The organism is Serratia sp. CY82433 (genome assembly GCF_052166535.1).
Classification (GTDB): domain Bacteria; phylum Pseudomonadota; class Gammaproteobacteria; order Enterobacterales; family Enterobacteriaceae; genus Serratia; species Serratia sarumanii.
The window spans coordinates 1143402-1164943 of the sequence record NZ_JBJNOR010000001.1; the positions used below are offsets into that span (position 1 = coordinate 1143402).

17 protein-coding genes are annotated in these 21542 nt (G+C 62.1%); 10 read left to right on the forward strand and 7 right to left on the reverse strand.

Translation table 11 applies throughout. The annotated features are described in order from the left end of the window. Positions 1-277 precede the first annotated feature (277 nt). The 5 genes from ACJ8PI_RS05720 to ACJ8PI_RS05740 all read left to right on the forward strand — a co-directional run bounded on the left by ACJ8PI_RS05720 (position 278) and on the right by ACJ8PI_RS05740 (position 5712). Positions 278-1207 carry a sugar ABC transporter substrate-binding protein gene (locus ACJ8PI_RS05720; RefSeq protein ID WP_164134135.1) on the forward strand — a complete coding sequence of 310 codons (930 nt, stop codon included), beginning with the start codon at positions 278-280 and terminating at the stop codon, positions 1205-1207. 75 nt (positions 1208-1282) lie between these two features. Then, positions 1283-2767: a sugar ABC transporter ATP-binding protein gene (locus tag ACJ8PI_RS05725; RefSeq protein WP_033646419.1), complete on the forward strand. Its 1485-nt coding sequence runs from the start codon at positions 1283-1285 to the stop codon at positions 2765-2767. 15 nt (positions 2768-2782) lie between these two features. Beyond that, positions 2783-3823, forward strand: a complete 1041-nt coding sequence (locus ACJ8PI_RS05730) for an ABC transporter permease (RefSeq protein WP_025160279.1) — start codon at positions 2783-2785, stop codon at positions 3821-3823. Positions 3824-3887: 64 nt separating this feature from the next. Next, a complete protein-coding gene (locus ACJ8PI_RS05735) occupies positions 3888-4808 on the forward strand; it encodes a sugar ABC transporter substrate-binding protein (protein ID WP_033653836.1) in 921 nt (306 codons plus the stop codon). A 139-nt stretch (positions 4809-4947) separates the two neighbouring features. Further along, complete coding sequence (locus tag ACJ8PI_RS05740) at positions 4948-5712, forward strand: SDR family oxidoreductase (protein WP_033638127.1); 765 nt, start codon at positions 4948-4950, stop codon at positions 5710-5712. A 29-nt stretch (positions 5713-5741) separates the two neighbouring features. On the opposite strand, the gene lhgO is transcribed toward ACJ8PI_RS05740, so the two are convergent. From lhgO to metQ, 5 genes are all read right to left on the reverse strand, one after another. Beyond that, positions 5742-6932 carry an L-2-hydroxyglutarate oxidase gene (gene lhgO, locus ACJ8PI_RS05745; RefSeq protein ID WP_162091380.1) on the reverse strand — a complete coding sequence of 397 codons (1191 nt, stop codon included), beginning with the start codon at positions 6930-6932 and terminating at the stop codon, positions 5742-5744. Next, the gene (locus tag ACJ8PI_RS05750; RefSeq protein ID WP_033638129.1) at positions 6932-7651 is read right to left on the reverse strand and encodes a FadR/GntR family transcriptional regulator; all 720 of its coding nucleotides are present in this window, start codon (positions 7649-7651) and stop codon (positions 6932-6934) included. Before ACJ8PI_RS05750 ends, lhgO begins: the two co-directional genes overlap by 1 nt. After that, complete coding sequence (locus tag ACJ8PI_RS05755) at positions 7648-9603, reverse strand: TRAP transporter permease (RefSeq protein ID WP_033646414.1); 1956 nt, start codon at positions 9601-9603, stop codon at positions 7648-7650. The genes ACJ8PI_RS05750 and ACJ8PI_RS05755 overlap by 4 nt, the downstream gene beginning before the upstream one ends. Before the next feature lie 13 nt (positions 9604-9616). Next, positions 9617-10651: a TAXI family TRAP transporter solute-binding subunit gene (locus tag ACJ8PI_RS05760; protein WP_033638131.1), complete on the reverse strand. Its 1035-nt coding sequence runs from the start codon at positions 10649-10651 to the stop codon at positions 9617-9619. Between the two features lie 185 nt (positions 10652-10836). Next, positions 10837-11652, reverse strand: a complete 816-nt coding sequence (gene metQ / locus ACJ8PI_RS05765; RefSeq protein ID WP_033638132.1) for a methionine ABC transporter substrate-binding lipoprotein MetQ — start codon at positions 11650-11652, stop codon at positions 10837-10839. A gap of 236 nt (positions 11653-11888) precedes the next feature. Here metQ and ACJ8PI_RS05770 point away from each other — a divergent pair, with 236 nt between their 5' ends. Then, the gene (locus ACJ8PI_RS05770; protein ID WP_033638133.1) at positions 11889-12407 is read left to right on the forward strand and encodes a hypothetical protein; all 519 of its coding nucleotides are present in this window, start codon (positions 11889-11891) and stop codon (positions 12405-12407) included. Between the two features lie 147 nt (positions 12408-12554). Further along, positions 12555-12980, forward strand: a complete 426-nt coding sequence (locus ACJ8PI_RS05775; protein ID WP_033638134.1) for a universal stress protein — start codon at positions 12555-12557, stop codon at positions 12978-12980. 43 nt (positions 12981-13023) lie between these two features. On the opposite strand, the gene ygjK is transcribed toward ACJ8PI_RS05775, so the two are convergent. Beyond that, positions 13024-15399: an alpha-glucosidase gene (gene ygjK / locus ACJ8PI_RS05780; protein ID WP_164134136.1), complete on the reverse strand. Its 2376-nt coding sequence runs from the start codon at positions 15397-15399 to the stop codon at positions 13024-13026. 17 nt (positions 15400-15416) lie between these two features. Next, on the reverse strand, positions 15417-16484 hold the full coding sequence (gene ygjJ, locus ACJ8PI_RS05785) for a protein YgjJ (RefSeq protein WP_060425003.1): 1068 nt from the start codon (positions 16482-16484) through the stop codon (positions 15417-15419). Positions 16485-16820: 336 nt separating this feature from the next. On the opposite strand from ygjJ, the gene ebgR reads away from it, so the two are divergent. From ebgR to ACJ8PI_RS05800, 3 genes are all read left to right on the forward strand, one after another. After that, positions 16821-17801 carry a transcriptional regulator EbgR gene (ebgR, locus tag ACJ8PI_RS05790; RefSeq protein WP_442528085.1) on the forward strand — a complete coding sequence of 327 codons (981 nt, stop codon included), beginning with the start codon at positions 16821-16823 and terminating at the stop codon, positions 17799-17801. A gap of 165 nt (positions 17802-17966) precedes the next feature. Beyond that, a complete protein-coding gene (gene ebgA / locus ACJ8PI_RS05795) occupies positions 17967-21056 on the forward strand; it encodes a beta-galactosidase subunit alpha (protein WP_164134137.1) in 3090 nt (1029 codons plus the stop codon). Continuing rightward, positions 21053-21505 (forward strand): beta-galactosidase subunit beta, encoded by a 453-nt coding sequence (locus ACJ8PI_RS05800; protein ID WP_033646409.1) that lies wholly within the window; start codon positions 21053-21055, stop codon positions 21503-21505. The genes ebgA and ACJ8PI_RS05800 overlap by 4 nt, the downstream gene beginning before the upstream one ends. The last annotated feature ends 37 nt before the right edge of the window (positions 21506-21542 follow it).

Genomic DNA, 21542 nt, shown 5'->3' on the forward strand with positions numbered 1-21542 from the left:
TTAAAAAGTTTCAATAACCTCGATTATGAAATAAACATTTAATAAAACGGTAAAGACGCCGTTTGTTGTGCCAGGGGTTTATTTCAATTGGTTGTTTTTAATCTGTTTTGAGACATCGATCACCATTTTTACAACGGCCTTGATACGGCGATAACGCGGTAAATTCGCCGTATCAAAGGGATAACACCGACCGTATTGTTGTTTGAATGTAAAAAATATTTTTCATTAGCTGTCAACCAACAGACCTCTTCATTCTAACGATTAAAGGGTAACGAACATGAAGCTGAAGAAACTGATCGCCGCCTCGGTACTGATGTGCATGCTGCCGGCCAGCGTGCTGGCGAAAGACATCAAGATCGGCGTTTCCATGGCTTACTTCGATGACAACTTCCTCACCATTCTGCGCCAGTCGATGCAAAACAAAATGAAGGCCGACGGCAACGTCAGCGGCCAGTTCGAAGACGCCAAGGGCGATATCGCGCAGCAAATTCAACAAATCGAAAACTTCGTCAGCCAGGGCGTCGACGCCATCATCCTCAACCCGGTGGATACCCAGGGCGTCAAGCCGATGATCAAGCTGGCCGAGAAGGCCAAGATCCCGCTGGTGTTCGTCAACCGCAAGCCGGAAGTGGCGCTGCCGGCCGGCATGGCCTACGTCGGCTCCGACTCCAAGCTGGCCGGCAAGCTGCAGATGGAGGAACTGGCCAAGCTGATGAACGGCAAGGGCAACGTGATGATCCTGATGGGCGAGCTGTCGAGCGAAGCCACGCGCGACCGCACCCGCGGGGTGGAAGAAGTGGTGGCCAACTACCCTGGCATCAAGATTATCGATAAGCAAACCGCCAAATTCTTCCGCAAAGAGGCGGTAGACGTCACCACCGACTGGATTTTGTCCGGCCAGCAGATCGACGCCATCGCCTCCAACAACGACGAAATGGCCATCGGCGCTATTTTGGCGCTGAAGCAAGCCAAGAAATCCGGCGTGCTGGTGGCCGGCGTTGACGGTACGCCGGACGCGCTGGAGTTCATCAAGAAGGGCGATCTGGCGCTGAGCGTGTTCCAGGACGCCAAAGGCCAGGGCGAAGGCGCGGTGCAGACCGCCGTTCAACTGGTGAAAGGCGAGAAAGTGGAGAGCAACGTGCTGATCCCTTACCAACTGATCACCCAGGCCAATTACCAGCAATTCGCCGATAAAAACAAGAAATAAGCCTTGAAGCCCGCCGCGGGCGCCGGTGTGGGGCGAGCGCGGCGGAAAACGTGGGTCAGTGCGGAGGTAAGCGGTATGTACCCTTATGTTCTTGAGGCCGAAGGCATCAGCAAGCAGTTCCCCGGCGTCAAAGCGCTGGATAAGGTCTCGATTAAAATCAAACCCGGCAGCGTGCACGCGCTGATGGGGGAAAACGGCGCGGGCAAATCGACGCTGATGAAATGCCTGATCGGCATCTACCACCCGGACGAAGGCTCGATAAAAATCAAAGGCCGGCCGGTCACCTTCAGCGACACGCTGCAGGCGCTGCATTCGGGCATTTCCATGATCCACCAGGAGCTGAACCTGGTGCCTTACATGACGGTGGCGGAAAACATCTGGCTGGGGCGCGAGCCGGCGCGGCTGGGGTTCGTCAACCACGAACAGCTGAACGAACAAACCCGCGAGCTGCTGGCGCGGCTGAACATCAAACTGCAGCCGGACACGCTGGTGGGCGAGCTGAGCATCGCCAATCAGCAGATGGTGGAGATCGCCAAGGCGGTGTCCTACAACGCAGACGTGCTGATCATGGACGAACCGACCTCGGCGCTGACCGAAGGCGAAGTGGTGCACCTGTTCGCCATCATCCGCGAGCTGCGCGAGCAGGGCAAAGGCATCATCTATATCAGCCACAAGATGGACGAGATCTTCGCCATTACCGACGAAGTGAGCATTTTCCGCGACGGTACCTTCATCGCCTGCGACAAAACCGAAAACCTGACCAAACAGTCGCTGATCACCATGATGGTGGGGCGCGAGCTGACGCAGATGTTCCCCAAATTCAACAACAATATCGGCGAGGAAGTGCTGCGGGTGGCGGGGCTGCGCCGCAGCGGCTGGTTCCATGACGTGTCGTTCAGCGTCAAGCGCGGCGAGATCCTCGGCGTCGCCGGGCTGGTGGGCGCCGGGCGCAGCGAAGTGATGGAAAGCCTGTTCGGCATGCACCCGGCGGACGGCGGCGAGATCTTTATCGAAGGCCAGGCGGTGAAGGTGGATTCCCCGGCGAAGGCGATCGAGAGCGGGTTGGCGTTCCTCACCGAAGACCGCAAGAAATCCGGCCTGTTTCTGGTGCTGTCGGTGGTCGAGAACATGAGCATCGTCAACCTGTCGGAATACATCGGCAAGAACGGTTTCGTCAGCCATGTGCAGATGGCCAAAGACTGCATGGAGCAGATTAAAAAGCTCAACATCAAAACGCCGACCATGGATCAGATCATCAATAACCTCAGCGGCGGCAACCAGCAGAAGGTACTGATCGCGCGCTGGCTGCTGGCGCAGCCGAAAATCCTGATCCTCGACGAACCGACGCGCGGCATCGACGTGGGGGCGAAAGCGGAAATCTACCGCCTGATCAGCGAGCTGGCCAACCGCGGCGTCGCCATCATTCTGGTCTCCTCCGAGCTGCCGGAGATCCTCGGCATGAGCGACCGGGTAATGGTGATGCACGGCGGCCGCATCACCGGCATTTTGGACAAAGACGACGCGGACCAGGAGAAGATCCTGGCGCTGGCCTCAGAATAACGAAGGGTGAACATCATGAGTAACGTAAAGATTGAGAAGCCGCTCTCCGCCGATTCAACGGGCAAGGGAACGCTGTTCTCCGGGCTGAGCGGCAAAATGCCGAAGGATACCGGCATCTTCATCGTGATGATCGGCATCGCGCTGATCTTCGAAATCCTCGGCTGGTACATGCGCGATCAGTCGTTCCTGCTGAATCCGAACCGCCTGCTGCTGATCGTGCTGCAGGTGGCGATCATCGGCATCATCGCGGTGGGCGTCACCCAGGTGATCATAACCACCGGCATCGATCTCTCCTCCGGCTCGCTGATTGCGCTGACCGCGGTGGTGGCGGCCAGCCTGGCGCAGACCTCGGACAGCATCTCGCCGATGTACCCGGGGCTGCTCGATCTGCCGGCGGCGATCCCGATCGGCGCGGGGATCGGGGTGGGCATCGTCTGCGGCTTTATCAACGGCTTCCTGATCACCCGCACCGGCATTCCGCCGTTCATCGCCACGCTGGGGATGATGGTGTCGGCGCGGGGCCTGGCGCAGTACTACACCAAGGGTAACCCGGTCAGCTTCCTGTCGGACGGCTTCACGTCAATCGGCCAGGGGGCGATGCCGGTGATCATCTTCCTGGTGATTGCGGTGATCTTCCATATCGCGCTCAAGCACACCCGCTACGGCAAATACATCTACGCCATCGGCGGCAACATGACCTCGGCGCGGGTCTCCGGCATCAACGTCAACAAGTACCTGGTGACGGTTTACACCATCGCCGGCGGCCTGGCGGGGTTGGCGGGCGTGGTGCTGGCGGCGCGCGTCAGCAGCGGCCAGTCGAGCATGGGGATGTCGTATGAGCTGGACGCCATCGCCGCGGCGGTGATCGGCGGCAGCAGCCTGATGGGCGGCGTCGGGCGCATCACCGGCACGCTGATCGGCGCGGTGATCCTGGGCCTTATCAAAAGCGGCTTCACCTTTATCGGCGTCGACTCTTACATTCAGGACATCATCAAGGGCGTGATTATCGTCGCCGCCGTGTCGATCGACATGCGGCGCAACCGTAAAAAACACTGATTGCCGTGAATTGCCGCCGGCGTCAGGGTTGGCCGGCGGCTTTTTTTTACCTGGGGGGCACATCATGAACTACCTGAAAGGGCTGTGGCTGGCGGTGGCGCTGTGCGCGTCTACCCCGGCATGGGCGCAAACCATCGGCGTGTCGATGGCCTATTTCGACCAGAACTTCCTCACCATCATCCGCCAGGCGATCGACAAGGAGGCCAAGGCGCGCGGCATCACCGTGCAGTTCGAGGACGCGCGCGGCGACGTCGGCCGCCAGACCGATCAGGTGCAGAGCTTTATCAGCGCCGGGGTGGACGCGATTATCGTCGATCCGGTCAACTCGGCCAGCACGCCGGTGATGACCAAAATGGTGCAGGCCGCCGGCGTGCCGCTGGTGTACGTGAACCGCACGCCGGGCGATGCCAAACTGCCGCAGGGCGTGGTGTTCGTCGGCTCCGACGAGCGGGAATCCGGCACGCTGCAGATGGAAGAGCTGGCGCGGCTGGCCGGCTATCAGGGCAACGTGGCGGTGATGATCGGCAACCTGACCGACGCCGGCGCGCTGCAGCGCACCAAAGACGTGGAGCAGGTGGTGAGCAAGTACCCGAAAATGAAGGTGGTGCAGAAGCAGAGCGCCAACTATTCACGCAGTGAAGGCATGGATCTGATGATGAACTGGCTGACCAACGGCGAAGCGATCGACATCGTCGCCGCCAACAACGACGAAATGGCGATCGGCGCAATCATGGCGCTGCAGCAGGCGGGCAAGGCGGACAGGAAAGTGCTGATCGGCGGCATCGACGCCACGCCGGACGGCCTCAAGGCGCTGGCCTCCGGCAAGATGCAGGTCACGGTGTTCCAGGACGCGGTCGGCCAGGGCAAAGCCTCGGTCGATGTGGCGCAGCGCATGATCAACGGTGAAAAGCTCGAACCGTATTACTGGATCCCGTTCGAGCTGGTGACGCCGGCCACGATGCAGAAGTATGCGGCCAGGCCGTGAGTTAACCGTAAGATTCGCGTTGCCGGGGCGCTGCTTGCAGCGCCTTTTTTATTGGCGTCAGTTACATGTCCGCTTGCGGCCAGCGCGGCGCCGGATCTTGCTTCACACTGAGGATCTTTAAACCGTGTGAGGATGAGCGATGAATGCATTAAACGGCAAGGTGGCGGTGATCGGCGGCGCCAGTTCGGGGATCGGCAAAGCGGCGGCGTTGCTGTTCGCCCGCCAGGGGGCTGCGCTGGTGTTGGGCGCGCGGCGCGAGCCGCTGTTGGCGGAGCTGGTGGAGGACATTCGGCGCGAGGGTGGCCGGGCGCTTGCGGTGGCGGGCGACGTGCGTGACGAAGCCTTCGCCGAACGGCTGACGGCGACGGCGGTCGACGAATTCGGCGGGCTGGATATCGCCTTCAACAACGCCGGCACCTTGGGGCCGCTGGGGCCATCGCTGGCGTTGAGTGCCTCAGAGTGGCGCGAGGTGCTGGAAACCAACCTGTCCAGCGCCTACTACGGCGCCAAATATCAAATCCCCGCCATGCTGGCGCGCGGCGCGGGCTCGGTGATTTTCACCTCCACCTTCGTCGGCCACACCGCAGCGTTTCCCGGTACGGCGGCCTATGCGGCCGGCAAGTCGGGGCTGATCGGCCTGACGCAGGCGCTGGCGGTGGAATTCGGCGGGCGCGGCATTCGGGTGAACGCGCTGCTGCCGGGCGGCACCGATACGGCGATGGGCCGGCAGATGAGCAATACTCCGGAGGCGTTGGCGCAGGTGGCCGATCTGCACGCGCTGAAGCGGCTGGCGATGCCGGAGGAGATCGCGCAGGCGGCGCTGTATCTGGCGTCTGACGCAGCTTCATTCGTCACCGGCACCGCGATGCTGGTGGACGGCGGCGTGTCCATCCAGCGCGGCTGAGGCCACGGGCGCCGTGGCCTCAACGGGCGTCAGAAAGCGGACAGGTGGCGGCGCACGATCTCGCGGCCGATCTCCAGCGAGGCGGTCGCTGCCGGAGAGGGGGCATTGCATACGTGCAGCGAGCGTTGGCCCTGCACGAAGTGGAAGTCGTCCACCAGCTTGCCGTCGGCGGTCAGCGCCTGGGCGCGCACGCCGGCCGGGCCGGGGCGAATATCCTGCTCCTGCAGCGCCGGGATCAGCCGACGGGCGTTCTCGGCAAAGCGGCGGCGCGACAGCGAACGGCGCATTTCCGCCAGCCCTTCGCCGAGGTAGTTGCCGGCGATTTTCCAAAAGCCGCGATAGCCGAGCACCTCGCTCAGATCGCGCAGGCTGAAGTCGCATTTGCGGTAGCCTTCGCGTTTGAAGGCCAGCACCGCATTGGGGCCGACGTCGCGCTTGCCGTTATACATACGGGTAAAATGCACGCCGAGGAAAGGGAAATCCGGGTTGGGCACCGGGTAGATCAGATGGTTGACCAGGTGGTTTTTCGCGTCGTCCAGCACATAGTATTCACCGCGGAACGGCACGATCTTCATGCCGGTTTCGTAACCGGCCAGTTTGGCGATGCGATCGCTGAACAGCCCCGCGCAGTTGATCAGCAGTTTTCCCTCGAAGGAGTCGCCGGCGGCGGTGACGGTGACGCCGGCGGCGTGTTCGTGGATGGCCTCAACCTGATGGCCGTAGGCGATCTCGCCGCCGCGCCGCACGATGATCTCCGCCAGCTTGGCGGCCACCTCCGCGTAGTTGACGATACCGGCGTCGGGCACCAGCAGCGCTTCAAGGCCATTGACGTGCGGTTCGCGCTCCCGCAGCTGCGCCTGCGACAGCCGGGTGACCTGCAGGCCGTTTTGCAGGCCGCGCTGATAGATGTTCTCCAGCCGATCCAGTTCGTTTAGCTGGGTGGCGACAATCACCTTGCCGCATTGGTCGTGATACAGGTCGTGTTCGCGGCAGAAGGCGAACATGCTGCGGTTGCCCTGTTTTGCCAACTGCGCTTTCAGGCTGCCGGGCGTGTAGTAGATGCCGGAATGCACCACGTTGCTGTTGTGGCCGCTTTGGTGCGCCGCCGGGCCGCGCTCTTTTTCCAGGATCAGAATGCGCCGCTGCGGATCCGCTTCCTGCAGCGCATTCACCACGCCGAGCCCCACCAGGCCGGCACCGATAACGATCGCGTCGTACATCACGGCTCTTGCTCCTCGTTTTCCAGGCGGCGTAATTTGCCGCGTACGTTGTTCAGATGGCTTTGCATGGCGGCGGTGGCCGCCGCCGCATCGCCGTCGCGAATGGCGATAAATACCCGCTCATGTTCGTCGATCACCCGCTGGCGCTCGGCCTGCCGCCCTAGGTTTTTGCTGAGCGAGTACACCAGCACCCCCAGATACAGCTCGTGCATGTTATCGAGGATCTGCACGAAAAACGGGTTATGCGAAGCCTGCATGATGGCGCGGTGGAACAGGTAGTCCTGCCGATAGCCGATCTGGCCGTCGTTGAGCGTACAGTCACGAAAGGCGAGGTGCGCCTGTTCGATCGCCTGCAACTCCTGTTCGGTGCGGCGCTCGGCGGCCATGCGCGCCGCCTGCTGTTCCATGACTTCGCGCATTTCCAGCAGCGCTTCCACCTCGCGGCGATCGGCTACCTCCATCACCAGCGGTTCGTATTTGCTCAGCAGCGAATGCTGTTCCACCCGGTGGCCGCCGCCCTGGCGTGAGGAGATGATGCCGCTGACCTCCAGCACGCCGAGCGCCTCGCGCACCGGCACCCGGCTGACGCCGAACGCGTCCGCCAACACGTTTTCCGACGGCAGCTTCTCGCCGACCGGAAAGGTGCCGTCGTTGATGCCGGCTTTCAACTGCGCCAGCACCTGATGAGAGGCTTTCTGGCGCGTGACCTTGCGGATCATGACGCGCCTCCCGGCAGCGCGGCGCGCTGTTTATAGCGCAGCAGGTGCATGGCGGCGGCGGCGGCGATCAGGGCCGCGCCGCCCAGATCGGTCATCAGGCCCGGTTTGATCAGTAAAATCGCCGCCGCGGTAAACAGCACCCGCTCCAGCCAGTGGGTCTTCATCAGCCAGAAATTGGCGCTGGCGATCGACAGGGCGTAGATCCCCACCAGCGCGCTGATCACCATATGCAGCACCGACAGCGGGTTGAGATCGTCGCCCTGCATCAACAGCATCGGGTTGTAGACCAGAATGAACGGGATGATAAAGCCCGGCAGCGCCAGGCGCACCGCGTCCCACGAGGTTTGCATCGGATCGGCTCGGGCGATGCTGGCGGCGGTGTAGCTGGCCAGCGCCACCGGCGGCGTGATGTTGGACAACGCGCCGAACCAGAACACGAAGAAATGCGCCGCCAGCGGCAGCACGCCGGCTTTGATCAGGATCGGCGACACGGTCACCGCCACCACGATGTAGAGCGCGGTGGAGGGTAGCCCCATGCTGAGCACGATGCACACCAGCATCACCACCAGCAGGATCATCCACAGGGTGTTGTCGGTCATGGCGACGATGTTGAACGCCAGCGTGGAGCCGATGCCGGTCATGGTCACCACGCAGATGATCACGCCGATGGCGGCGCAGGCGATGGTGACCTGGATCGAGCCGCGCGCCGCGTCGTTCAAGGCCAGCGCGATTTTTTTCGGCGTCATGCGCACCGAACTGTCGGGGGTGAGCCAGCTGGCGACGATGATGGCAATGATGCCGAGGAAGCCGGCATAGATCGGCGTTTTACCCAGCAGCAGCGTGCCGATGACGATGACGAGCGGCAGCAGCAACAGCCCGCGCGCCTTCAGCACCGCGCGCACCTGAGGGATGTTCTCCTTGTTGATGCCCTTCAGGCCCTGTTTCTTGGCCTCCAGGTCGATAGCCATGATCAGCGCGGCGTAATAGAGCAGCGCCGGCACGATGGCGGCGATGACGATGGTGGTGTATGAGATGCCGAGGAAGCCGGCCATGATAAACGCCGCCGCGCCCATGATGGGGGGCATGATCATGCCGCCGGTGGAGGCGGTGGCTTCCACGGCGCCGGCGAAGCGGGACGACAGACCGATGCTTTTCATCAGCGGAATGGTGAAGGTGCCGGTGGTGGCGACGTTGGCCACCGCGCTGCCGCTCAACGAGCCGGTCAGTGCCGACGAGATCACCGCCACCTGGGCCGGGCCGCCGCGGCGGCGTCCGGCGGCGGCCAGCGCCAGATCGTTGAACAGCGCGGTTGCGCCGCTGACGCTGAGAAAGGCGCCGAACAGAATAAACACCACGATGGCGGTGGAGGCGGTGGACAGGGTGATGCCGAAAATCCCCTCGCTGGTCATGAACAGCCGATACAGCAGGCGTTCCACCGAGAAGCCCCCGTGGCCGAAAATGCCCATGAAGTACTGTCCGAACAGCGCATAGAGGATGGCGAAAGTCGCCAGGCCGGGGATGAAATAGCCGGTGGTGCGCCGCGCGGCTTCGAACAGCACGCCGATACCGATCGCCGCCATCACATAATCGGTGGCGTTGGGGATGCTCTTGCGCACCACGTGCAGATCGACGTAGTTAACGTAGAAATAGCCGTAGCTGACCAGCGTCAGGATGATGAACAGATAGTCCCAGCGGTTGAAACTGCGGGTGGCGTGCCGGGCCGAGAAAGGGAACAGGATAAAGCCCAGGATCAGAATGCCGCTCAGGAACGTGGTGTTGCGGTAGAACTCCTGCGTGTTGGACAGCGCGTTGGCGTAGATGGCATAGGCGGAAATGGCGATCGCCAGGACGGTTGCCAGCTGCAAATAGATGCCGCTCAGCGGCCGGTTGCCGGCGCCGGCTTCCTTGTCCAGATCGACGGCGGGCTGCGGTGAAGAAGGGTGAGTGCTCATACGTCCTCCTGGGTTAGGGGTTGGCGGCCAGCGCGGCGGCTTCCGGCGGGATCAGATAATCGGGTATCTCGACGCCGGCTTCGCGGTAGTAGCGATAGGCGCCGAGGTGCAGCGGCACGGAAACGCCTTTCAGCGCATTTTCCAGCGAGATGTATTTGGCAGAGCTGTGTACCTGGTGCACTTCCGGCAGGTTCTCGAACATCGTTTTGGTCAGGTCGTACACCAGCTTTTCATCGAGCCGGCTGAGGGCCACCAGAATATTGGGCTGCGCGATGGTGGCGACCGCCTTGGGCTGGCGCGGGTAGGTCTCCGCCTTGATGTCGAAGCGGAACCAGGAGTTGGCGATAGCGTTGATGCTGGCCAGCTGTTCGTCGGTGACTTCCAGGATGCGTGCAGGCACGCCGCTGGCATACATGTCGGTGACGGCGGCGGCCGGCACCCCGGCGGGCAGGGCGCCGCCGTCCAGGCGCCCGTCGCGCATTGCGGAAACCGTATCGCCGTAGCCGAGGTATTCCGCCGACAGCGACTTTTTGGTCAGGTTAACGCCCTGCAGGATGATCATCGTCGACTGCTCGGTGCCGCTGGCCTGCGGCCCGACGGAAAAGCGCGTGCCGGCGATATCGTTCAGCGTGCCGTCTTTCACCCGGCTTTCCAGCATCACGAAGTGTTCGACGTTGGGCCACAGCATGGAGATGGAGCGCAGATCGCCGTAGGCGCGGCCGTCGAAGTTGCGCACGCCCTGATAGGCTTCGACGGCGATCAGGCTCTGCAAAATCGCCAGCTGCGCCTCGTCTTTTTGCAGCAGGTCGATATTCTCGATCGAACCGGCGGAGGATTGGCCGGTGACCTGTATCCCCTGGCGTTTCAGCCGGTTGCTCCAGACGTTGGCCAACCCGACGCCCATCGGGTAGTAGGTGCCGCCGGTGGAGGCGGTGGCGACGGAGAGGAAGGTTTTATCGGCGTTCTCCGCTTTACCGGCGATGGCCAGCAACGCGGCGCCGACCACGGCACAGGTAACAAGCAACGCTTTGATTTTTCTATTTTTCATTATTTTCCCCAGCGGTTTTTTGAAACAAATAGAAAACATTTACGCAAACTTGTATACAACATGGCAGCTTTATTCACCTAAAGCGCCGTGCTTGATTTGTGATCTGAGTGGGCGAAAATTGAACGGCGCGGCGGAGGGCGGAAATGAAAAACCCGTGGCGGGCGCCACGGGCATGCGGGGGAGGGTTACCAGCCTTTGACGGCGTCGCCCTTGTAGATATCGGCGGCGCTGGCTGCCACTTCATCGGTCTGATAGGCCTTGACCAGATCCTTCACTTTCTCGCTGTCTTTGTTGTCGATGCGGCTGGCGAAGATGTTGACGTACGGCGAGTTTTTGTCTTCGACAAACAGCCCGTCCTTGGCCGGCGACAGGCCGATCTGGCTGGAATAGTTGGTGTTGATGATCGCCAGCGTCACTTTCTGATCGTCCAGCGCGCGCGGCAGCTGCGGCGCTTCAATCTCGACGATCTTCAGCTTTTTCGGGTTGCCGACGATGTCCAGCGCGGTCGGCAGCAGGCCGACGCCGTCTTTCAGGGTGATCAGCCCCTGTTTTTGCAACAGCAGCAGCGAGCGGCCCAGGTTGGTCGGATCGTTCGGCACCGCCACCTGCGCGCCGTCCGGCAGCTGGCTGAGTGCGGTTATCTTCTTCGAATAGCCGGCGATCGGGTAGACGAAGGTGTTGCCCACCGCGGCCAGCTTGTAGCCGCGCTCCTGCATCTGCTTGTCGAGATACGGCTTGTGCTGGAAGGCGTTGACGTCCAGATCGCCGTTATTCAGCGCTTCGTTCGGCAGCACGTAGTCGTTAAAGGTCACCACCTCCACGTCCAGATCGTATTTCTGCTTGGCGACCTTTTGCACCACCGCCCACAGCGACTGATCGATGCCGGCGCTGATGCCGACCTTGATGTGGTGATCGTCCTGTGCGGTTGGGCCGCAGGCGGTCAGCAGCAGCGTGCCGGCGGCGGCCAGCGCCAGGGTGAGGTTTTTCAGCGTAAATGTCATTTTCCCAGGGTCCTTGTCAACATTGCCTGCTAATTTGGGCGGGCAGAATAGTGGCAGTGACTGTAGGTAATCGCTGGGATAAAACAAAATACTGATTCACTATGACTCATAGCGATTAGCTATGAGCGGCCGCCGCCTGGCGCGGTGCGGATTGTTTTGACGGCGAATCGGCGGGCTTATTATGATAGCCGTTGGCCCGCGAGGGCAGACTGGGTACTGAAACGAAGGAAAAAACAATGCGATTGAACACTTGGAGCAAGGCGCTGCTGCCGCTGGTGGTGTTGGCCTGCGTCTCGGCGACTCAGGTTCGGGCGGCGGAGAGCGATACCGGGCCGATCCCCAAACAGCTGCTGGGCAACTGGCGCGTCAGTAAAATTGTGCCGACTCAGACCACCGGCTGCTGGGATCAACAGCAGGCGCAGAGCCTGATCGGCGGTAAAATCAGCTATAAGGCGGATGCGTTCAGCTGGAACGGCACGGCGCTGAAAAGCGAAGGTGCCACCGTCAGCACCGTAGAAGCGCAGGAGTTCGTCGAGGACAATTCCGGCAGCAGTTCCTACATCGATTTCCCGATGCTGGGCATCAGCACGCCGTCGGTCGAGCGCGTGGCCATTCAGCACGCGGATACCGTCATCAAAGGCATCACCGATCAGGGCACCGATGGGGTGCCCGGCGATAACGTGCTGGTGAAAGACGCCAACACGCTGATCCTGTCGCTGTGCAACGTCTGGTTTGAGGCTCAGCGCGAAAAGTAATCTCTCCCTTCCGCCCCGGCAACGGGGCTTCCCCGCCGTTATCTCTCCCGCCGCGCGCGCCGTTTCTGAACTAAAATTAACCATAACGATATGACTCTGACGTGATATCGGAGCCTCGGCTCTACCGAGTCCATGACAGGAGGCGCTATGTGTTACCACCATATTGTCATCGCCACCGATCTGAGCGATGACGGCAAACGATTGGTCGAAAAGGGGGCGCTGTTAGCGGAGGCGCTGAAGGCCAAACTCTCGCTGATCTATGTGGACGTTCACTACGACACCTACCACGCGGCGATCGGCTTTTCGGAGCACAGCTATGAGGGCGCGTCGTTCGAAGAGAAGATCCGCAAAGAGCTGGAACCCACCACGCAAAACGTCAATTATCCGATCGCGGAAGTGATTATCGGGCGCGGCGGCTTTGTTGACGAACTGCGCACGGCAGTGGTGGACAAGAATATCGATCTGCTGGTGTTCGGCCACCACCACGATTTGTGGAGCAACCTGTTTTCTTCCACCCGCAACGCCATCAACCAGCTGAATATCGACGTGCTGGTGATCCCGATCCGCTCATAAACGCGGGCCACCGCCGGGCAACGATGGCGGTGGCCGCTGCGGCTTATTGCGTGAAGAAGTCGTTATACAGCATGTACAGGTGCGCCGCGCTCCAGGAGAAGTTCGGCGCGCCTTGTTGCTTGCCGGTGAGCGGGTTGTAGTTCTCGCGGATCGGCCCGTCGGCGACCAGGCCGTCGGCGTGGCGGAAGAAAGCCTGCGCCATCGCCACCGCATCGTCGCGGTAGCCGTAGCGTTCCATGCCCTTGAGGCCGAAATACAACTGATCGACCCACACGCGGCCGCGCCAGTAGATGTCCGCGCCGAACGCCGGATTGGTCAGCGCCGCGGTACCGAGCGGCACGTAGGTATTGAACTCGCGCGGATCCTTCATCACCCTGACCACCGCATCGGCGTGCGGCTGGCTGGCGGCGCCGTTGAACAGCGGCGACCAGCCTTCCGGCCCTTTGCCGCGTTCGACGATCGGTTTGCCGGCGCAGCCGTTGGCCAATGGCCGCTTTTCGATGCGGATGTCATAGAAGAAACCGCTGTGCTTGTCGAACATGCAGGTGTTGATGTAGGCCGCCAGCCGGTCGGCTTTGGCGCGGAAGGCGGCGGCCTCGGCGCCGTGGCCGAGAATATCGGCCATCTCCGCCAGATAGCGGTTGTCGCTGTACATGTAGCTGGCCTGATCCACCGATTCCTGCAGCAGCGAGTAGCCGAGCAGCGTGCCGTCCGGCGCGCGGTTTTCGGCGAATTTTACCTGCCAGTCTTCGCGTTTGCCGCCCTGCGCCAGGTAGCGCGCCAATTGATCCGGATCGATAAAGCCGAATACCGCCGCGTCGTCGCGGCCCGACTCCCAGGAGGCGGCGGTCTGCGCCGGGATCACGATGCTGTCGTACTGCCCCTCGCGCACGATGCGATCGTAATTGTCGAGGCCGGCCAGCGTTTGCTCGCGCTGCCCGCGCTTGACGGTGAACAACATGCGTCCGTCGGGGGTATTGTGCGCTTTGTCGCGGGTGGCGCCGTACTCCGGCACGCCGTTGCCGTTGTGGTCACGGTTGCGCAGCCACCAGTCATGGTAGGCCACCAGCTTCGGGTACATCTCCGCCAGCCAGCCCTTATCGCCGGTGACGCGATACACCTCCATCACCGCCCAGGCCGCCAGGCTCGGCTTGGTGTTGCGCTCGTTCCAGTTGCCGCCGTCGCCGCCGCGCTCCGGGCTGGGGTTGTAGGCGATAAGGTCGGGCAGGAAACCGGCGTCCCACGGGCGCAGGGCATCGCCCGGCCGGATCTGGAAGGCGAACACCGCGCGGATGTTGTCCTTGGCCACGTCCGGGTTGAAGTGCGCCATGGCGTAGGCCTGTTTCCAGGTGTCCCACGGCCAGGTCTGGTTGCCGGAGAACCAGCGTCCGGTCACCGAGGGGGTGACCGAGTCGAACTTCATCGCCCCGGCGGCGCCGCGCCAGTTGCCGTTGAGCGTTTCCATCGCTTTGACCGCCACGCGGGTTTGTTCCGCCGTGGCGTGCGGGTTGCTGAGCCCTGTGGCGAGATAGCGTTCCCAACGCTGGGCCGACGCGGCCATATAGCGCTGCGGGTGAGCGAGGATGTCGGCGATGGCGCGTTGTTCGCGCCGCGCTTCTTCGGCGGTAAGCAGGTGCGAGTAGGTGGTGTACAGGGTGGTGGAGCCGGCGATGCGCGCCGTGGCGCGGAAGCGATGGCCGTCGACCGTGGTGCGCTGCGGCAGCGATTTGTGGATCTGATACTCGGACTGGCCGGAAGTCATCAGCTGCGACGGCGCGCGCACTTTGCCGAAGTTGACGCGCAGGCCGTCAGCCGTTGGCACAATGCGGCGCGTGTAGTCAGGAAATGCCTGCGCGAGGGTCGCCGGCGGCTGCGGCTTCTGCTCTTTGGCCGCATAACGTTCCAGCAGCTCGCCGTCCCACACCAGCTCCAGCGGCGTGTCGGTCAGGATTTGGGTTTCCAGCAGCGAGGTGCGCGCGCCAGCGAAGCGCAGCGTCAGGTTGACGGTCACGCCCGGCGCGCTGAGCCGCTGCACCAGGGCACCGGGCAGGCTGTAGGCCGTCATGGTGAAATGCACCGGTTTACCGTTTCGATAGACGCTGAGCCGATCGAAATTGTTGGCCATAAAGTTGATGTACTCTTCGGTCAGCAGCGCCGGGCCGGGGAAACCGCCCATGCCTTCCGGCCCGCTCGGCAACAGGTGGCCGTGCCAGGCGCCGAGATCGAAGAACGGATTGAAGCGCTGGTGATCGTCGAAATCATAATCGAGCATAAAGTGCGGCGCGCCGCGGCGGTCGATGACGTTTTTATAGCGCTCGGCCAACGGGGCGTCGGCGTCGGGCGTTTTCGGCGCGCAGCCCGTCAGCGTCAGCGCGAGGGTGAGGGCAGTGGCCAGCGGGGTCAGGGGAGTCATGTTCATCGTAGGAGCCTCAACGGTTACCAATAGAAATATTGCATCAGGAACACCGAGTTGCTGGCGCCGGTGCTGTCGTTGCGCATGAAGAATTTGCTGTCCAGCGCGGTGGCCAGCTTGCCGCCGGCGTATTCATACCAGACGCCGAACTGGGCGTATGAGGTGGCGGTATCCGCCGCATTATCAAACCGGTGGCGGGCGTAGCTGTAGGCGGTGGAGAGATACAGCCCTTTGGCGGTTTCCGTCATCGCGCTGAGCATCAGGCCCGATTCGCTGCCGGGATGGCCGCCGCTGTCGCCTTTGCCGGTGTGGTGCCAGACGCGGCCGGCCAGGTGTTGGCCGCGCAGCCCCAGCAAAAACAGCTGCCCCAGGCCGTCGGTCACTTCCAGGCCGTTCAGCAGCGTCAGATTGTCCTGCAGGTCGTACTGGGTGTAGCCGTTGATCATCGCCCGATAGGTGTACTTGTCGGAATAGCGATCGTATTTGCCGAAGTGCAGCAGCGCCTTGCTCTCGTCGATGCGGCTTTCCGGCGCCGCCGTCACGCTGTAGCGAAAACGCCCGGTCAGGTTTTGCAGCTTGGCGGCGTAGCTGAGATCGCGGGTGTTGGGGATCACGTAGCCGTATTCCGGCGTGAAGTCGCCCCACCATTGCAGGTCGTCGAGCGACGAGTCGTTGCGCACGCTGAGCATCATCTCGGTGCCGTCGTCGGTGCGGTAACCGCCGTAAAAGCGGTTCAACCCGCCCTCGAAGCCGCCCCAACCGTGGCCCGGCGTCCAGGCGTGGCCCTGGCTGTCCGCCTGCACGGTCCAGCCTTCGCCGTAAATCAGGCCGAACCAGTGGCCCCGTTTGATCTCCAGGCCACCTTCGATATAGGTGCCGTCGCTGTATTGATGCTGATGTTCGCCGTTCAAATAGACGCTGCCGCCGATGCCGAGCTCGCCGTAAAAACGCAGGGCGGTCGCGGCGCTATCGGGTAGCGGCGGCGGGAGCTGATTGCGCTCCGCCGGGGTCACCGGTTCCTGCGCCGCCCAGGCGGGCGCGTTAACGAGCAGCAACAAGGGCAACAGGGCGTGATGGCTTAGTGATTTCATGGGGCATAGGCCTGGTGTTGGGTGGATCGGAACGTCAGCCGAGCGGCGGCTCACGCGAGGTCGCTCCCGGCTCCCTGGGAGAAGAGAAAAAGTCCGCCTTCACGGGCGGTAAACGGCAGGTATATTAGTAAAATTTTTAGTAAAAAATATGCTTTAATCAGTAAATCGTTAACTTGATCACAGCGGGTGAAATGGGTATCTTTCGCTGCAGGCGCCCGGCAACGGCTGGCATGAGCGTGTTCTGGCCCGGTCTGGGAAGGAGAGGTCGCGAGTGGCGCTGTACGCTGCATCGCTATCCGATTAAGCTACCGTTTTTCGTCTGTGCATTGGGACTCTATGGCCACACTGAAGGAAATTGCTGAAGCCGCTAATGTGTCCGTCGCCACCGTTTCGCGCGTGTTGAATGACGACCCCACCCTGAGCGTGAAGGCGCAAACCCGCCAGAAGATCCTGGAAGCGGCGGAACGCCTCGAATACAAGATCGCGCCTTCCAAACGGCAAAGCGGGCAACGCCTGCATTTCGCCGCGCTGTTCACCTATACGCAGGGCGTGGAGATCAACGATCCCTATTACCTGGCGATGCGCTACGGCATCGAGACGCAGTGCGAAAAGCTGGGCGTGGCGCTGAGCGCCGGTTACGACTTCAACGGCGATAAGGCGCTGCCGGCGGCCGACGGCCTGCTGGTGATCGGCCGGCCACAGCCCGCGCTGTATGAGCAGCTCAGGCAGCAGGAAACGCTGGTGGTGTTCATCGACGGCGTGGTGGAGGATGAGCGGTTTGACTGCGTCAATGTCGACCTGTACAAGATCAGCCGCAAGGTGATCGACTACTTCATCGGCCGCGGCTATCAGCGCATCGGCTTTATCGGCGGGCGCGACCATCCGGCCGGCATCGACCAGCGCGAGCAGGCGTTCGTCGAGTATGGCCGGCAGCAAAACGTGGTGCGAGCGCAGGACATTTACCACGGCGATTTCAGCAGCCAGTCGGGCTACCAGTGTGCGAAAGCGATGTTGCAGAGCCAGAATGGCTATCCGCCGGCGCTGCTGGTGGCGACCGATTCGATCGCGATCGGCGTGCTGCGCGCGCTGCACGAACACGGCATTCAGGTGCCGGGGCAGATCGCGCTGATCAGCGTCAACGATATTCCCACCGCCCGCTTTATTTTCCCCGCCTTGTCCACGGTGCGCATCCCTTCGGAAACCATGGGCGCACAGGCCGTCAACCTGCTGACGGAGCGGCTGCGCGATGAGCGCGCCGTCCCGCTGTCGATCTTCGTTCCCAGCTCGCTGCAGCTGCGCGACACCACCGTCGCCTGACCGGCCCCGCCTCGGCGGGGGCGTTGGCGCTCAAAATTAACGTCATGATAAAAAAAGGCCTTTGAGATTTATTGTGATCCTGTCGTCATTTGGTAAATATCAACTGTAGTTTTTACTAAATATTTACTATCGTTTCCGCATTGCACAGGTGTCGGGAGACGTGACGTGAATAATTGGGAAAACATTGATAAACAGTCGGAGCACCGGTTGGCGCCGCGCGCGAGCTTCTTCAGCTACGCGGACGCCGGGCAGGCGCTGAGCTTCGATCGCAACGCCAGTCGGCGTATCCAACTGCTGAGCGGCCGCTGGCGCTTTCGCTTCTTCGAGCACCCGGCGCTGGTGCCGGCGGCGTTTTACCGGGAGCCGATGAACGACTGGGGCGATATGGCGGTGCCGGGCATGTGGCAGCTGGAAGGGCACGGCCACCTGCAGTACACCGATGAGGGCTTCCCGTTCCCGATCGACGTGCCTTACGTGCCGACCAATAACCCCACCGGCGCCTATCAACGCCACTTTACGCTCGACGCCGGCTGGCAGGATCAGCAAGTGCTGATCAAATTCGACGGCGTGGAAACCTACTTCGAGGTGTACGTCAACGGCGACTATGTCGGCTTCAGCAAGGGCAGCCGGCTGTGCGCCGAGTTCGACATCAGCCCCTATGTGCGGCAGGGCGAGAATCTGCTGTCGGTGCGGGTGATGCAGTGGGCCGACTCCACCTACATCGAAGATCAGGACATGTGGTGGATGGCCGGCATTTTCCGCGACGTCTATCTGATCGGCCAGAGCGCTACCCACCTTCACGATCTGACGCTGGTCACCACCTTCGATGAGCGCTATTGCGACGCGCAGTTGGCGATCGATGCCGAGCTGCGCCATCTCGGTGTGCAGGCCGCCGAGGGCTGCCGCCTGCAGGCGCAGCTGTTCGACGGCGATCGCTGCGTGGCGGAGCAGTGGCACGACGATCTGCGCATCGAGCGGGCGCTAAGCTGCCGTTTCGAATTGCCGGTCAGCTGCCCGCAGCAGTGGAATGCGGAAAATCCCTATCTGTATCAGCTGTTGCTCAGCCTGTATGACGGCGCCGGCAACCTGCTGGGCGTGGTGCCGCAGCGGGTGGGGTTCCGCGAGATTGCGGTGCGCGACGGGCTGATGTACGTCAACGGCCGCTACCTCAAGCTGCACGGCGTCAACCGGCACGATCACGATCACCGCAAAGGGCGCGCCGTCGATATGGCGCGGGTGGAGCGCGATATCGTGCTGATGAAGCAGCACAACATCAACTCGGTGCGCACCGCCCATTACCCCAACGATCCGCGCTTTTACGAGCTGTGCGATCTCTATGGCCTGTTTGTGATGGCGGAAACCGATTTGGAGAGCCACGGCTTCGCCAACGTCGGCGATCTGAGCCGCATCACCGACGATCCGCGCTGGGAGCAGGCCTACGTCGAGCGCATCGAACGCCACGTGGCGGCGCAGAAAAATCACCCGTCGATCATTATCTGGTCGCTGGGCAACGAGTCCGGCTACGGCTGCAACATTCGCGCCATGGCCCGGCGCTGCAAGGCGCTCGATCCGACCCGTCTGATCCACTATGAAGAAGATCGCGACGCCGAAGTGACCGACGTGATCAGCACCATGTATTCCCGCGTGGCGATGATGAACGCCTTCGGCGAATACCCGCACCCCAAACCGCGCATCCTGTGCGAATACGCCCACGCGATGGGCAACGGCCCCGGCGGGCTGTTCGAATACCAGTCGGTGTTTAACAGCCACGCCAGTTTGCAGGGGCACTACATCTGGGAGTGGTGCGATCACGGTCTGCTGAGCCACGACGAACAGGGGCGCGAGCGCTACCAGTACGGCGGCGATTACGGCGACTACCCGAACAACTACAACTTCTGCATGGACGGCCTGATCTACCCGGACCAGCGCCCCGGCCCCGGCCTGCGTGAATACCAGCAGGTGCTGTGCCCGGTGGAGGTGACGGCGGAGGAAGGCGCAGGCGACGTGCTGCGGGTGAAAAACCGCTATTGGTTCAGCTCGCTGGCGGACATCACGCTGAAGGTCAGCGTCAAGACCGACGGCCGCCAGGTGGCGAGTTACGAATTCAAGCTGCCGCACCTGCAGCCGGGCGAGAGCGAAGACATGCACCTGCCGGTGTTGGCGCTGGGGCAGGGGGAAACGCTGATCGACGTGGCGGTGCATAAGGACAGCGCCACCCGCTACAGCGAGAGCGGCCAGCGGCTGGGACATTATCAGCATCTGCGCCGGGCGGCGACGCGGCGACCGGCTCCACCACCGGCCGATGCGCCGGCGCTGCAATGCCGCGAGGAAAATCATCGGCTGATCGTCAGCGGCGGCCGGTTCCAGCTGGCGTTCTCGCTGCTGAGCGGCGAACTGCTGTCGTGGCGGGTAGACGATGAAGAAGTGGTGGGGCGCGCGCCGCGCATCACCTTCTTCAAACCGGTGATCGATAACCATAAACAGGAATATGAGGGGATTTGGCTGCCGCATCACTTCCCCATCATGCAGCAGCACTTCCGCCGCCTCACTCGGCAATGGCAGGGCGAGGATCTGCTGATCGAGGTACATAGCCTGATCGCGCCGCCGGTGTTCGACTTTGGCATGCGCTGCACCTACCGCTGGCGCATCTCCCCGCAGGGCTACGTCAGCCTGGATCTGGCCGGTGAGCCTTACGGCGATTTCCGCCAGATTATCCCGAAAATCGGCCTCGATTTCGGCATCAGCCGCCGCTTCGAGCAGGTTGAATACTACGGCCGCGGGCCGGGCGAGAACTACCGTGACAGCTGCCGGGCCAACCTGATCGGCCACTACCGGCAGCGCGCCGACGCGCTGTTCGAACACTATCCGTTCCCGCAGGACAACGGCAATCGGCAGGACGTGCGCTGGCTGAGTTTGCAGGACGCGGCGGGCAAGGGGATCTTCATCCAGCCGCGGCGGCCGATCAACTTCAGCCTGTGGCCCTACAGCGCCGAGATGCTGCACCAGGCCCAGCACATCAACGAGCTGGAGCCTAGCGACTGCCTGACGCTGAACCTGGACGACCAGATCCTCGGCCTCGGCTCCAACTCCTGGGGCTCCGAAGTGCTGGATACCCACCGGGTCTATCTGGCGCCGTTCAGCTACGGCTTCACGCTGGTGCCGTTCGACGGGCGGCAAACGCAGGGCGCCGCGCTCGCCGGTTATGACTTCGCGCCCGCTCACCACCACCCGCAGTCTGCGGAGGAAAACGCATGATCATTCTCGAATCCCTGGCGGAGTTTCAGCGCATCTATCACAGCGGCAAGAAGTGGCTGCGCTGCATGGAGGCGATCGCCAATGTCGATCGCATCAGCCCGAACGTGTGCCATTCGATCGGCGACTCGCTGACGTATCGGCTGAGCGTCGGCGCCGGCCGCCAGCACGGTTGGCTGGAGGGCAACCGCCGCTACTTCGACGTGCACTATTACCTCGAGGGGGAAGAGACCGTCGAGGTTGCCGACAAACGGGCGCTGACGACGGTGGCGCCCTATCAGGACGAAACCGACCGCGAGTTTTTCAGCGGCGAAGGCGAGAGGCGCCGGGTCGGCAAAGGCAACGTGGCGATCTTCGAAAATCACCAGGCTCACCGCTTCACAGAAAGCGGCAAGGTAAAAAAAGTCATTTTAAAAGTGACGGTGGAAGACAGCTATTTCGTTAACAAATAGCGCGCTCGCCGATCGATAACAACAAACCGAAGTCCCC

Coding starts and splice junctions, on each gene's coding strand:
- ACJ8PI_RS05720 (WP_164134135.1), top strand. CDS start 278: ATGAAGCTGAAGAAACTGATCGCCGCCTCGGTACTGATGTGCATGCTG.
- ACJ8PI_RS05725 (WP_033646419.1), top strand. CDS start 1,283: ATGTACCCTTATGTTCTTGAGGCCGAAGGCATCAGCAAGCAGTTCCCC.
- ACJ8PI_RS05730 (WP_025160279.1), top strand. CDS start 2,783: ATGAGTAACGTAAAGATTGAGAAGCCGCTCTCCGCCGATTCAACGGGC.
- ACJ8PI_RS05735 (WP_033653836.1), top strand. CDS start 3,888: ATGAACTACCTGAAAGGGCTGTGGCTGGCGGTGGCGCTGTGCGCGTCT.
- ACJ8PI_RS05740 (WP_033638127.1), top strand. CDS start 4,948: ATGAATGCATTAAACGGCAAGGTGGCGGTGATCGGCGGCGCCAGTTCG.
- lhgO (WP_162091380.1), bottom strand. CDS start 6,932: ATGTACGACGCGATCGTTATCGGTGCCGGCCTGGTGGGGCTCGGCGTG.
- ACJ8PI_RS05750 (WP_033638129.1), bottom strand. CDS start 7,651: ATGATCCGCAAGGTCACGCGCCAGAAAGCCTCTCATCAGGTGCTGGCG.
- ACJ8PI_RS05755 (WP_033646414.1), bottom strand. CDS start 9,603: ATGAGCACTCACCCTTCTTCACCGCAGCCCGCCGTCGATCTGGACAAG.
- ACJ8PI_RS05760 (WP_033638131.1), bottom strand. CDS start 10,651: ATGAAAAATAGAAAAATCAAAGCGTTGCTTGTTACCTGTGCCGTGGTC.
- metQ (WP_033638132.1), bottom strand. CDS start 11,652: ATGACATTTACGCTGAAAAACCTCACCCTGGCGCTGGCCGCCGCCGGC.
- ACJ8PI_RS05770 (WP_033638133.1), top strand. CDS start 11,889: ATGCGATTGAACACTTGGAGCAAGGCGCTGCTGCCGCTGGTGGTGTTG.
- ACJ8PI_RS05775 (WP_033638134.1), top strand. CDS start 12,555: ATGTGTTACCACCATATTGTCATCGCCACCGATCTGAGCGATGACGGC.
- ygjK (WP_164134136.1), bottom strand. CDS start 15,399: ATGAACATGACTCCCCTGACCCCGCTGGCCACTGCCCTCACCCTCGCG.
- ygjJ (WP_060425003.1), bottom strand. CDS start 16,484: ATGAAATCACTAAGCCATCACGCCCTGTTGCCCTTGTTGCTGCTCGTT.
- ebgR (WP_442528085.1), top strand. CDS start 16,821: ATGGCCACACTGAAGGAAATTGCTGAAGCCGCTAATGTGTCCGTCGCC.
- ACJ8PI_RS05800 (WP_033646409.1), top strand. CDS start 21,053: ATGATCATTCTCGAATCCCTGGCGGAGTTTCAGCGCATCTATCACAGC.